Here is a 12591-nt window from a genome sequence, read left to right on the forward strand (position 1 = left end):
CCGGAGCCGGCTGGGGGCGCCGAAATTCAATGCGCCTGGCCGCGCCTCAACCGCCTGTCAAAGGTAGTCGGGAAACCGCTTTCCGACTGTGAGGATAGAGCGGGCGTCTCCGGTATGGCAAGATCCCGGAACCGCCTGCTTTGGATGTTTCTTCTGGGCTGCCACAGCCGAGAGCACGCGATGCGCGGCGCGATCGGACCCGGACCCGGTCCGCGTTGGATGCCCGACCAGGGCCCGTTTTCCGAGGGTCCGGCCCGGGGCCACCGCCCCGGGCCGGACCAACCGGTACGCGCCCGGTCAGTTCAGGGCGTGTAAAGGTTCGGCGTGGGCGGTGAACCCATCCCGTTGCCGATGAAGAAGCTCGGGTGCGGTGGCTGGTTGTAGGCGGTGTTCTGCCAGGCCAGCGCCACCCGGTACTGCGGGTCGTGCACGAGCGTGTGGATCCGCGTCGAGGTGGGAGCGGTGGCGCTGTGAATACGCAGCGCCGAACTGTCCGACGTCCGCCAGACGACCTCCTCGCGCCAGTCCCCGAGAATGTCGCCGGACAGCGCGGGAGTGGCCTTGGTGCCGTTGTTGGAGGCGACCCCCGACCCGCTCAGCAGCGTGGTGTCCCCACTGGTGCCGTACCTGGCCACCGTGGTGCCGTCGAGCAGCTCCCGCACCGGGTCGCCGTCCCACCAGAGCAGGAAGTTCGTCGAGCCGGGCCTGCGCCCCAGCGCCCCGCCGGTGGACGACAGCAGGGTGGAGTCCGCCGAGGACCAGGCCTCCGCACCGGGGCTGCCGGCGTACACGTCGCCCGCCACGCCCCGGCCGTTGTCGCAGGCGCAGCCGGACTTCGACCACAGGATCTGGCCGGTGCGGGCGTCGGCCATCCAGGAGTCCGGGCCGGAGGTGTTCTCCGAGGGCATGTACACCTCCAGCCCCGCACGGCCGGTGTCGAAGTCGCCCACGTGCAGGGCGTCGCCGTGGCCGAGGCCGGTCGTCCACAGCGGCGATCCGTTGTCGTCGATCGCCATGGCGCCGTAGATGATCTCCTGCCGGCCGTCGGAGTCCACGTCGGCCACGGACAGGCTGTGCGCGCCCTGGCCGGTGTACTGCGAGCCGGACACGTTCGAGTCGAACACCCATCGCCGGGTCAGGCTGCCGTTGCGGAAGTCCCACGCGGCGACGACACTGCGGGTGTAGTAGCCCCGCGCCATGATCAGGGACGGGCGGGTTCCGTCCAGGTACGCGGTACCGGCCAGGAAACGGTCCACCCGGTTGCCGTACGAGTCGCCCCACGACGACACCGTCCCGCGCGCCGGGGCGTAGTCCACCGTGGACAGCGCCGCCCCGGTCAGCCCGTCGAACATCGTCAGGTACTCCGGGCCCGACAGGACGTAGCCCGACGAGTTGCGGTGGTCGGCGGACGCGGAGCCGATGACCTGGCCGGTGCCGGAGACCGTCCCGTCGGCCGTCTTCATCGCCACCTCGGCCCGGCCGTCGCCGGAGTAGTCGTAGACCTGGAACTGGGTGTAGTGCGCTCCCGCCCGGATGTTGCGCCCGAGGTCGACGCGCCACAGCCGGGTCCCGTCGAGCCGGTAGGCGTCGAGGTGGACGTTCCCGGTGTACCCGGACTGCGAGTTGTCCCTGGCGTTGGACGGGTCCCACTTCACGAAGATCTCGTACTGCCCGTCACCGTCGGCGTCCCCCACCGAGGCGTCGTTCGCGGAGTAGCTGTAGGCGACCCCGTCGGGAGTGGTCCCACCGGACGGGACCTGCAGCGGCACGTTCAGCGACCCGCCGGGCAGCGACAGGGAGTTTTCGGTCGACGCGTACTCGACACCGTCGAGCACCGGCCGCACCGTGTAGGTGGACCCGGCGGCGGCACCCGTGTCGAGATGGTTCGTACCCCCGGTGATGACCGAGGAGTTGACCTTCGTGCCGTTCCGGTACAGGTTGAACCCGACACCGGCCGGGTCGGTGCCCAGCAGCCGCCACGACACGAGGTTGTCCGAGCCCGTTCGGACGGAGACCAGGCCCCGGTTGAGCTTCTCCACCTGCCTGGCGCCCGCGCCCGGCGTCACCGGCGGGAGCGTTCCGCCGCCCCCCGGCGGTGTCGTCGTGGGCGGTGTCGTCGTGGGGGGTGCCGTCGTGGGGGGTGCCGTCGTGGGGGGTGCCGTCGTGGGGGGCGTGGTGACGGAGTCGCTGACCAGCACGTCGTCGAAGGAGGCGGTGGCGTGGAAGGTCTGCAGCGAGATCCGGCCAGCCGTGATCGAGCTGTCCGTCCCCGACCCGATCAGGGTGCCGTCCACGTAGCCGCTGATCGTGGTGCCGGAGACGTCGACGCGCAGGGTGTACCAGCTGCCGGTGCTCACCGTGCGGGACACGCCGCCGAGCACGGTGACGGAGCTGCCGCTGACCGCCTGCAGCTCGGCCCGGTTGCTGTTGAGCAGGACCAGCCGGTAGAACTTCGTGTTGCTGGCGGTGCGGGCGCCGATGCCGACGTACCGCTGCGCGCCGTCGAAGGCCAGCGGTCTGACCCTGGCCTGCAGGCTGTAGTCGGTCCAGCTGGTGGAGCCGGCGAAGGCGCGGGCGAGCTCGCTGCCGAGGTTGGTCTGCCGGTAGGCCGGTGTGCCGTCGGTGACCACCGACCAGCTGCCGCCGGACTTCGACCAGCCGTCGGCGTTCCCGTCGGCGAAGTCGTCCGAGAACAGAGCGGCCGCGGACGCGGACGGCGCGATGACCAGGAGCAGGGCCGCCAGCGACGCGGCCAGGGATAAGGCCGTGGTCACGATCAGTGCCGGTCGCCGTCGCCCCGGCTGGTTGCCGGCGGCAGAGCTGTCAGGTGACCGGCGGGACCTGATGCGATGCATACAGTTTCCCTTCGGGAGCGCGGGCAGTCGGCCCACTCAAAGGAAAGCGCATTCCGCGCTCACCGTAACATCGCTTTCCGGCTTGTCAAGGTCACGAGATTGCCCACTTGCACCGCCTCGCAAAGTGTGCTGTGCTGCAGCTCAGGGAAAGCGTTTTCCGATACGGAGGTCCCTGGATGCAGCGGCTGACGGCGACGAGACGACCGCGGAGAAGAAGAGCGCCCCTGGCCGTCCTGGCGGCCCTGAGCGTGGCCGTGACCGGGGCGCTCACCCTCCCGGCACACGCCGACAGCGGCCGCCGGGGCCCCGGCGGCCAGGCCGAGGCGGCGGCCCTGCAGCTGGCCGGGGAGCCTCTCGCGGCCGGCGACGGCTGGGGCTCGGCCGGCGCCGGCACCACCGGTGGTTCGGCCGCCGGGGCCGACCGTGTCTTCGTGGTGAAGACGCGCGCGGAGCTGGCCGCCGCGGTCTCCGGCGACGAGCCGAAGATCGTCGTCGTCTCCGGGAAGATCGATGCCAACACGGACGACGCCGGAAAGAAGATCGAGTGTTCCGGGTACAACCGCGACGGGTACTCGCTCGAAGGCTACCTACAGGCCTACGACCCGGCTGTCTGGGGACGGGCGAACAGTCCCAGCGGGCCGATGGAGGACGCACGGAAGGTCTCCCAGCAGGCGCAGAGCGCACAGATCACCGTCACCGTCGGTTCCAACACGACACTGGTCGGGGCGCGGGGAGCGGAGATCTCGGGCGCGTTACTGCGCCTGCAGGGCGTGTCCAACGTGATCATCCGTGGTCTGGTGCTGAGTGACGCCTACGACTGCTTCCCGGCCTGGGATCCGGCGGACGGCTCGTCGGGTGCCTGGAACTCGGAATACGACCTGATCTCGCTCCGCGAGAGCACCAACGTGTGGATCGACCACAACGACTTCAGCGACGGTGACAACCAGGACTCGCGGCAGCCGCTCCACTTCGGGCAGCCCTACCAGGCACATGACGGACTGCTGGACATCACCAACGCGTCGGACCTGGTCACGGTCTCGTACAACCGTATTCACGACCATGACAAGACGATGCTCATCGGCTCCAGTGACTCGCGGGTGACGGACGCCGGCAAACTGCGGGTGACCGTTCACCACAACGAGTTCCGCAACATCGGCCAGCGTGCGCCGCGGGTCCGGTACGGCCAGGTGGACGTCTACAACAACCACTACGTCCAGGACGGCGGAACCTCCGCGGACTACATCTACTCCTGGGGGGTCGGCAGGGAATCGCACATTGTCGCCGAGCGCAACGCGGTGACCCTGCCCGCCGACATCAGCCCGGGGCGGGTCATCGGTCACTGGGGCGGGACGCGGATCACCGAGAACGACAACCGGGTCAACGGGGCACCGGCGGATCTGCTGGCGGCGTACAACGCGGAGAACGACCCGGACCTCCCCGAGGTGCCCGCCTTCGCCGGGTCCCGGCGCACGGTGCACCCCGCGCAGGCGGTTCCCCGCGTCGTCGCGCGCCAGGCCGGTCCGGAGAACACCGGCGTGCGCGACCGTGTCGTCGTCGCCGCCGACGGATCCGGCGATGCCACCACCGTCCAGGACGCCGTGGACCTCGCGGCGACCGACGCGGTGGCGCGGACGGACATCGTCATCCGGCGTGGCACCTACCGCGGGCCGGTCACCGTCGACGCGGCGCACAGCAGGCTGTCGTTCATCGGCGGCACCGGCAACCCCAGGGACGTGGTGATCAGCCACGACAACGCCGCGGGCACCCCGAAGCCGGGCGGCGGCACGTGGGGGACCAGCGGCAGCGCGAGCGTCACCGTCGCCGGCGCGGAGTTCGAGGCGCGGGCGGTGACGTTCGAGAACGCCTTCGACGAGGCGGCGCACCCGGAGATCACCGCCCGTCAGGCGGTCGCCGTGAAGACGCTCGCGGACCGGATCGTGTTCGACAAGGTGCGTTTCCTGGGAAACCAGGACACCCTGTATCTGGACTCGCCGTCGGTCGACGTCCGCTCCCGGGTCTACGTCAACGACAGCTGGATCCAGGGCGATGTCGACTTCATCTTCGGCCGGGCGACCGCGGTGGTCTCCCGGTCGGTGATCAACGCCGTGCGCCGCGACGACGGCCAGCCCGGCTACGTGACAGCTCCCAGCACCTATCCGTCCAACCCGTACGGCTTCCTTATCACGGGCTCACGCCTGGTCTCCGACGCGGGCCGGGGCACCTACTTCCTCGGACGTCCCTGGCACCCCAGCAGCGCGCCGGACAACAACCCGCGCGTGGTGATCCGTGACTCCTGGCTCGACCGGCATGTCAGGGACGACCCCTGGGCCACCATGTCCGGCTACGACTGGACGGCGGGGAGTAACGCGGAGTTCCGGAACTCCGGGCCGGGGGCGAAGGCCAACGACGACCGGCCGCAGCTGACCCGGGAGCAGGCCGCCCAGCACGAGATCGCGACGTACCTCGCCGGCGAGGACCACTGGGCACCGCAGTCCTGAGAGTGGAAGTGCCAGGAGCCGAAGTCGACGGTGACGTAGCCGTCGTACATGGCGATCTTCCGGGGGGCGTTGGGGGCCGCGACCTCCCAGGCGGCTCCCTGGACCAGGACACCGAAGCCGATCTGGCGCCAGTGCTCGGTGAAGACGTCCGTGATGATGCCGAGCAGGGTGTCGGTGTCGATCGGCAGGTCCCAGATCTGCAGGGTGCCGTTGCCGAGCTCGTCGACGGTGCGGAAGCTGGTGTCGGTGGTCATCGCGGTGTCCTCTCCTGTGGTCCGTGCAGGGGGCAGTCGCCGCAGGTGCCGCCGCCGGGCACCCGGTAGAAGAGGCAGCAGCTGCGCCGCACCACGGTGGATGGCACGACCTGCCCGTCCGCGGTGAGCGCGTGGACGGTCGTGTGCGCCAGCGGCGGTGTGGCGAGCAGGAGCGCCGTGACCCGTCCGACCGCCGCGCCCGCCGGCACAGCCTCCGAGGTGGTCTCCTGGGCGGGGCTGCCGACCGGGTCCGTGGAGGCGAGGTGCGCGATGAGCACCCGTGTGGCGCCGACCAGCGCGGAGGCGGCGTTGCCCCAGAGGAGCCCGGCGGGCAGCCGGGTCTGCCGCTGGACCGCGGCGAAGTAGGGCCGCAGGTTCCGTTCCACGACGACCTCCCGGAGCAGGTCCGCGGCGCTGTCGACGGCAGTGGTGGTGGTGGCGGGGTTGGTGCCGGCGACAGGCGGGGCGGGGCGCCGTCCGGTGGGCCTGTCGACGATGAGGCGGAGTGGGGCGGTCAGCCGCGGCTGGACGCGCAGAACGGACGGATCGAGGTCGGGGACGATCCCCGTGGTCGCCCAGCAGCCGAGCGCGACCGACCACAGCCGGGCGGCATGGCCGAGCGCGAGGGTGGACGCCGCCACCCGCCGTTCGACGCCGCCGAGCCGCGCGTTCACGCCGTCGATCGCAGCGGCGAGAGCCGCCCCGCCCCGGTACAGCTCCTCGACCGGGACGGGGACGCCCCCACCATCACCACCATCACCGCCAGCACCGGCGTCAGCCGGCGAACCGGGCGGCGGGATGTCCGCTTCGAAGTAGGGGCTGATGGCGGTGAGGGCGAGCAGCGCGGAGCGGACCCGCGTGCCGTCGACCGGTTCCGCGGAACCGCTCATCGGTACCTCCCGGTGGGTGGGGCCGCCCGCGGCGGGTGGGCCCGGGCAGGGCGTCACAGTGGGCCGCGCAGCTCGAAGGTTCTGGTCGTCGGGTCGAAGTGCAGATCGTCGCCGTCGAAGGAGGTGTTCACCGCGCCGGAGCCGACCACCTCGTCAGGGTGCCCGGTGTGGAGGGTCCCCGTCCGGTCGACGAGCCAGACCTGGTCTGCGACACGCAGGGAGAGTTCGAGGTCGTGGGTGGAGACGACGACGGTCAGGTCGCGTTCGCGGGCGAGCCGGCGCAGCAGCGCGGTGATGGTGACGCGGGACGGGGCGTCCAGGAAGGCGGTCGGCTCGTCCAGCAGGATGATGGACGGTTCCTGGGCGAGGGCGCGGGCCATCATGACCCGCTGTCGTTCGCCGTCGGAGAGCTCGTCGGCGGCGCGGGTGGCGAGATGGTCGGCGCCGACCGCGGCCAGCGCCCAGTGCACGACTGCCCGGTCGGCGGCGGTGAGGCGGCCGGTGGGGCCGGTGTGCGGGTGGCGGCCGAGGCCGACGAGGTCGGCGGCGGTGAGCAGGCCGGCCTGCACGCGGTCGGTGAGCACGACGCCGACGAGCCGGGCCCGGGCGGCGCCGGTGAGCCGGTTCAGGTCCGCCCCGTCGAGACGCATGCTGCCGGCGAGCGGCGGCTGGAGTCCGGCGAGGGTGCGCAACAGCGTTGACTTGCCGATTCCGTTCGGCCCGAGCAGGACGGTGAGCTGCCCGCGGGGCGCGGCGGCGGACAGGCCGGCCAGCACCGCCCGGCCCGAGCGTCCGACCTGCCCGGTGCGGCTGGACGGACGCAGTGCCCGGCGGCGGCGCCGGTAGCCGACGGCGAGGTCCGCCAGGACGAGTCCGGGTGCCATCAGGCGGCTCCGGCGACGTCGGGGCGGGCGCGCAGCAGCACGGCGATCACGATCGGTGCTCCGACCAGCGCGGTGATGACGTTGATCGGCAGGACGAGGCCGGTGCCGGGCAGCTGGGCGGCGATCGAGCAGGCCAGCGCGAGCAGCGCGCCGGTGAGCAGCGTGCCGGGGACGAGCACTCGGTGATCGGCGGTGTCGAGCAGGCGGCGGGCCACGTGCGGGACCGCGATGCCGAGGAACGCCACCGGCCCGCAGAACGCGGTGACCGCCCCGGCGAGCAGGGACGCGCCGAGCAGGGTGACGGCACGGACCCGGCACAGCCGCAGCCCCAGTGTCCGGGCGTAGTTCTCGCCGAGCAGCAGGGCGTTGAGCGGTTTCACCGTGGCGAGCGCGACGAGCAGGCCGAGGCCGACGGCGGGCGCGAAGACCGTCAGGTCGCCGGTGGACGTCCCGGCGAAGCTGCCGAGGGACCACGTCCAGTACTGGAGGGCGCGTTCCGGGGCCGTCCAGGTGAGCAGCAGGCTGACGACGGAGCTGACGGCACTGCCGAGGATGACGCCGATGACGAGCAGCGTGACGACGGAACGGACCCAGTTCGCCAGCAGGAGCACGGCCGCCAGGACGACCGCCGCACCGGCCGCACCGGCGATGACGACGCCGAACCGGCCGCTGCCGGCGACCTGGGCGGTGAACGTCCCGCCGGAGCCGCCGATGCCGGCGACGACGAGCGCGACGCCGAGGCTCGCGCCGGAGCTGACGCCGAGTGAGTAGGGGTCGGCGAGCGGATTGCGGAACAGGGTCTGCATCTGGAGTCCGGCGACGCCGAGGGCCGCGCCGGCGAGGGCGGCGGTGAGCGCGCGGGGCAGCCGGATCTGGCCGACGACGACCGTCCACCGCGGGTCGCGCGGCGCCCGCCCGGCGAGGACCCGCAGGGTCTCGTCGAGCGGGACGGCGACCGAGCCGACGGCGAGGGCGAGCAGGAACACCGCCGCCACCGCGGCCACGAGACCGCCGAGCACCACCGGCCCGCGCCTCGCCCGGCGGCGGCGTCCACCCCCCTCCCCCGCGGCGGACGTCCCCCCGACCAGGCCGGACGCGGCGGCGGCCGGAGCAGACGTGGCGGCGACCGGGCCGGACGTCCGCGCGGCCGGGCCGGACGTCGTCTGGGTCACTGGAGGTGGCGGTAGAAGGCGAAGGTGTGGCCGGGGAAGGCGTCGGGGTGCAGGATCGCGGCCAGGTCGCCGAGCACCAGGTCGGGCCGGGTGACGCCGCGCTCCCAGTAGTCGTTGCCGCCGCCCGGGCCGATGACCAGCGTGTTGCTCCACACCTGGCCGCCGCGGACGGCCGCGAGCTGGCCGTGGCGCTCGTCCTCGGTGGTGACGTCGGCGAGGTTCTCCCATTCGCCGTCGGCGAGCCAGATCGGGGCGCCGCCGGATTCGGTGAAGACGGTCTCGAAGTCGAGCTCGAGGCTGCCGGTGTCGGTCTCGTCGGCCCACGGGTAGGTGGCGCCGGCGTCGGCGAGGAGCTTGCCGACGTAGCTGCCGCCGGACGGCATGTACCAGGTGCCCTGGTACATGGTGCCGATCAGCGCGGGCACCCGGTCACCGTCGCCGTCGGGGACCCGGTCGGCGATGGCGGTGTAGTCGGCCTCGATCCGGTCGAAGACCTTCGCCGCCTCGGTTTCCTCGCCGGTGAGGGCCGCCATGAACTTCACCCATTCCGCGCGGCCGAGCGGGTCGGCTTCCAGCCATTCGGCGTTGGCGACGACGGGAATGCCCGCGTCCCGCAGCGTTCCGTACTCGGCGGATTCGGTGCCGCCGGTCATCAGGACGTCCGGCGCCTCGGTGACGACCCGCTCGGTGTCGATCTGCCCGCCGGGGGCGTACTCGACGATCTCGCCCGCGTCGAGACGGGCCCGGATGTCGGGGTTGACGACGGTGGCGGCGCTCGCCACCCCGGCGAGAACATCTTCGCGCCCCAGGTCGACGAGCAGCGGCAGATGCGTGGTCGAGCCGGAGTACAGGCTGCGGACCGGGACCTCGATCCGGGCCGCGCCGGCGAGTTCACCGGTCAGTTCGGGCTCGGGTGGCGCTCAGGGCCACCAGACGTGCGCGCATGCCGGAATCGGCCGCCTTCCAACACCTCGTGGACGGATCGCGGGTGCCGTGGCCGGTCTCCTGGCTGACGGGTGGTGCGCCGGCGGCCGCCTTCCCGGGCGTTGCGGTCCGTGTGGCCCGCTGCCCAGTGGCTTCCCCGGCTGGCGGGGAGTGGCTGTCGACATCCCGATCACAGTGGCGAGGGCCGCTCCGGCATCACACCGGTCTTCCCGAACACCACGGCGACGAGAAAGGTACTGGCAGCCCGCCATTAGCTGCAAGGCTATGCAGATGTTCTCTCGTTCTGTTCCCGACCTCCGGCCCGACGCCCTACCCTGGTCGGTTCGGCTCGGGAATCTGACGTGGTGCGCCTGGCCTGGGCCGCGCCATAGGGTCGAAAGACACCGGGCTGACGAAGGGACAACGATGAGAGAGCAGCGTCGGGGCCGCAAGATCGCCATGACCCAGGAGGAGGTGGACGCCTTCCTCGCCGAGGAGCGCACCTGCCGGGTGGCGACGACGAGCCCGAGCGGTCCTCATCTGACACCGCTGTGGTTCGTGTGGGACGGGCAGGCACTGTGGCTCAACTCGGTCGTGAGAAGCCAGCGCTGGACGGACCTCGAGCGTGATCCGCGGGTCGCCGTGGTCATCGACACCGGGCACGGCTTCGGGGAGCTGCGCGGGGTGGAGATCCGCGGCCGGGCGGAGAGTGTGGGAGAGGCCCCGCGCACCAGCACTCCCGACCCCGGCCTCGCCAACACCGAGCTGCTCTACGCCCGGAAGTACACCGGCCGCGACGAGATGCACTACGACGGCCGGCACGCCTGGCTGCGGGTGGTCCCCGAGAAGATCAGCAGCTGGGACTTCCGCAAGATGTAGAGCGGCCCGCACCGGCCGCGGGCTGCCGACCGCCGGCGGCCAGCGGCCGGCGGCGGCCGGCGGCCGGCGGCGGCCGGCGGCCGGCGGCGGCCGGGCGTCACAGGGCGGAGAAGGCGATCTCCGTCGACTTGATCAGCGCCGTGACCGATGTTCCCGGCGCGAGGCCGAGGTCGTCGGCGGCGGCGCGGGTGATCGCGGCGGTCAGCTCGGTGCCGGGCCCGAGGGCGACCCGGGCCAGTGCCATCGCGCCGCCGGTATCGAGGGCGACCACGGTGCCGCCGAGCCGGTTGCGGATCGTCAGCCCGGACGTCTCGCCGATGGCGAGGGAGACGTCCGTCGCCTTGATCAGCACCTCGACCTCGCTGCCGATCGCGACGCCGACATCCTTGATCGCATCCATGGTGACGGCGGAGGTGAGTGTCTCGCCGTTCGGCAGATCAATGCGAACGGTGCCCATCACAGCGCCGCCGGTGATCTCGGCGACGGTACCGATGAGCCGATTGCGGATGCTCAGAGTCATGGCCTGACGGTAGCCAGATCCTGTTGCGGGCGGATTGCGCCCGAGCCGGCATCCGCCCGCCGGGCGCCCGATCGGGCCGGTGCCGGCGGGCCGGTGCCGGCGGGCCGGCGGGCCGCCCAGCAGACGACCCCGGCCGGGGATGGCCCACCCACGATCAGCGGCTACCGCCAGCGGAGAGGTCGTCCGCGGCGGACTCCCGATTCCCTTCTTCCAAAGCCGCCGGTTTCCCCGGCACGACCGGAAACATTCACCGAGAGCCACCGGCGATGGTGACCACCATGGTGGTCGTAGTAACGCCGCCGTTCCGGGTAGACTCGCCCCACCGCTTCGCCTGGGAGATCGGCCCTGCGGTGAAAACAACCCTCGACCCGCTCCCGGAAACGATGTGCTTCCCGGAAACCACGCCAGGAACGGGGTGTTCGGTACGGCGCCCGACTGCCTGTACCAGGGAACCGGGCTGACCACGTTCACCCGGTACCACCTCGGCATCATCGCACCTGACACCGTCGTCACCGACGGCGGTGTCGACGTCCTGCGGAAAACACCGCACCGCACCGTCGACGCAGCACCGAGCGTTCTCACATGTTTCTCCGGCGCGGCCGCGCCGGAATTCCCGATCCGGGGTGACTCCGTGCCACATTTCGTCGTCCATCCCGACCGTCATCACCAGTTCGGGAAACCCGGCGAGACGTTCCTCCTCATCACCCAGGCCGACCGCGCGGAGGAGTTCACCCTCGCCCCCGGCAGCAGGTACCGGCACACCGCCGTGGCGACGATCGAGGCCGGCGAGCCGCTCGACGCCGTCCTGGGCTCGGCCCGCTGCCCGGACAGCGCGGACGTCTTCGTCGTCTGCCCGGACCGTTTCGTCCTCTCCCCCGAGCCGGCGGTGCTCGGGCCCGGCCGGCGGCTGGTCGTCATGCCCTGCGGGTCGACGCCGGTCACCGACGCCCAGATGGGCTACTTCCTCACCGCCGTCGAGAACACCGACCCGGTCGCCCTGCAGATCCGGGCGGACCGCCTGTTCGGCGCGCTCGGCGCGACGCCATACGTGTGGCTCACCGCCGCGCGGGAGGGGACGTCCGCCACGTTCGGGATCTCGGCCGACTACGAGTGGAACCAGCAGGCCGGCCCCCTGGCGCCCGGCGAGCAGCAGATCGCGCCGTCCGGCGGGGCCAGTGCCATGCCCGCCGGCCTGTACCGCTCCGGTGCGTCCCGGCGGCTCGACCTGCACGGATCAATCACCCTGCTCGGCGCCCCAATCGTGCACCGCGGTGACGATCCGGCCTGCGTCGACGAGCAGGCGGCCCTCCACAAGGACCTCGACGCACTGCGCGAAAGCCCGGTGATCCTGACTTTGGCCGACGGCCTGGTGACCGACGTCCGGGCGACCGCGCCGGCGGGCAAGGGCGCGGTCGCCGCCCTGCACGATCTCTACGAGGCGGACGAATCGTACCGGGTGCTGCGGGAGTTCGGCGTCGGGCTCAACCCGGTGCTGCGCCAGCAGCCCGGCAACTGCGGCCTGAACGAGATGTTCGGTGCGACCAACGGGGTTGTCCACCTGGGCTTCGGCCTGACTCCCAGAACGCGCTACGCCCTCACGTTCACCTGCGTCGACACCGTCATGACCGACGCGGAGGGCAACACTCTGGCCGGCCCCGTCCCTCGCCGCCGGGGCCGACCGGCGTAGTCCGGCTCACAGCCCTCCGGGCCGGCGG

Annotated in this window: 9 protein-coding genes, 1 pseudogene and 1 riboswitch; of the genes and pseudogenes, 3 read left to right on the forward strand and 7 right to left on the reverse strand. The window is 72.0% G+C overall.

Annotated features, from left to right (window positions below):
* Window positions 1-302: 302 nt before the first annotated feature.
* A complete protein-coding gene (locus B207_RS34170) occupies window positions 303-2855 on the reverse strand; it encodes a rhamnogalacturonan lyase family protein (RefSeq protein ID WP_195905302.1) in 2553 nt (850 codons plus the stop codon).
* Window positions 2856-3031: 176 nt separating this feature from the next.
* Here B207_RS34170 and B207_RS38435 point away from each other — a divergent pair, with 176 nt between their 5' ends.
* The gene (locus B207_RS38435; RefSeq protein WP_154675400.1) at window positions 3032-5353 is read left to right on the forward strand and encodes a pectinesterase family protein; all 2322 of its coding nucleotides are present in this window, start codon (window positions 3032-3034) and stop codon (window positions 5351-5353) included.
* Window positions 5354-5367: 14 nt separating this feature from the next.
* Here the strand turns inward: B207_RS38435 and B207_RS43145 are convergent.
* From B207_RS43145 to B207_RS34185, 5 genes and pseudogenes are all read right to left on the reverse strand, one after another.
* Window positions 5368-5607, reverse strand: a pseudogene (locus B207_RS43145) (DUF7676 family protein); the annotation flags it as partial.
* Complete coding sequence (locus B207_RS0116430) at window positions 5604-6497, reverse strand: (2Fe-2S)-binding protein (RefSeq protein WP_018637650.1); 894 nt, start codon at window positions 6495-6497, stop codon at window positions 5604-5606. The gene B207_RS0116430 and the pseudogene B207_RS43145, both read right to left, overlap by 4 nt.
* A gap of 53 nt (window positions 6498-6550) precedes the next feature.
* Complete coding sequence (locus B207_RS0116435; protein WP_018637651.1) at window positions 6551-7381, reverse strand: ABC transporter ATP-binding protein; 831 nt, start codon at window positions 7379-7381, stop codon at window positions 6551-6553.
* Complete coding sequence (locus tag B207_RS0116440) at window positions 7381-8403, reverse strand: FecCD family ABC transporter permease (protein WP_018637652.1); 1023 nt, start codon at window positions 8401-8403, stop codon at window positions 7381-7383. The genes B207_RS0116435 and B207_RS0116440 overlap by 1 nt, the downstream gene beginning before the upstream one ends.
* Before the next feature lie 146 nt (window positions 8404-8549).
* Entirely contained in the window at window positions 8550-9455 is a 906-nt protein-coding gene (locus B207_RS34185; protein WP_084692175.1) for an ABC transporter substrate-binding protein, read from the reverse strand.
* Window positions 9456-9531: 76 nt separating this feature from the next.
* Window positions 9532-9734: riboswitch (cobalamin riboswitch) on the reverse strand.
* Window positions 9735-9903: 169 nt separating this feature from the next.
* Between B207_RS34185 and B207_RS0116450 the strand changes: the two genes are divergently transcribed.
* Window positions 9904-10356 (forward strand): pyridoxamine 5'-phosphate oxidase family protein, encoded by a 453-nt coding sequence (locus B207_RS0116450; RefSeq protein ID WP_026311125.1) that lies wholly within the window; start codon window positions 9904-9906, stop codon window positions 10354-10356.
* Between the two features lie 97 nt (window positions 10357-10453).
* Here B207_RS0116450 and B207_RS0116455 read toward each other — a convergent pair whose 3' ends face one another.
* Window positions 10454-10876, reverse strand: a complete 423-nt coding sequence (locus B207_RS0116455) for a TOBE domain-containing protein (protein ID WP_018637655.1) — start codon at window positions 10874-10876, stop codon at window positions 10454-10456.
* 385 nt (window positions 10877-11261) lie between these two features.
* Between B207_RS0116455 and B207_RS0116460 the strand changes: the two genes are divergently transcribed.
* Window positions 11262-12563, forward strand: coding sequence for a hypothetical protein (locus B207_RS0116460; protein ID WP_230205053.1), 1302 nt, complete (start codon window positions 11262-11264; stop codon window positions 12561-12563).
* Window positions 12564-12591: the final 28 nt, after the last annotated feature.

Source organism: Parafrankia elaeagni (assembly GCF_000374165.1).
In the GTDB taxonomy this organism is placed as follows: Bacteria; Actinomycetota; Actinomycetes; order Frankiales; family Frankiaceae; genus Parafrankia; species Parafrankia elaeagni.

Bases quoted from the DNA above. Each gene is read 5' to 3' on its own strand.
- B207_RS0116435 (WP_018637651.1), bottom strand. From the start codon at position 7,381: ATGGCACCCGGACTCGTCCTGGCGGACCTCGCCGTCGGCTACCGGCGC.
- B207_RS0116455 (WP_018637655.1), bottom strand. From the start codon at position 10,876: ATGACTCTGAGCATCCGCAATCGGCTCATCGGTACCGTCGCCGAGATC.
- B207_RS38435 (WP_154675400.1), top strand. From the start codon at position 3,032: ATGCAGCGGCTGACGGCGACGAGACGACCGCGGAGAAGAAGAGCGCCC.
- B207_RS0116430 (WP_018637650.1), bottom strand. From the start codon at position 6,497: ATGAGCGGTTCCGCGGAACCGGTCGACGGCACGCGGGTCCGCTCCGCG.
- B207_RS34170 (WP_195905302.1), bottom strand. From the start codon at position 2,855: ATGCATCGCATCAGGTCCCGCCGGTCACCTGACAGCTCTGCCGCCGGC.
- B207_RS0116450 (WP_026311125.1), top strand. From the start codon at position 9,904: ATGAGAGAGCAGCGTCGGGGCCGCAAGATCGCCATGACCCAGGAGGAG.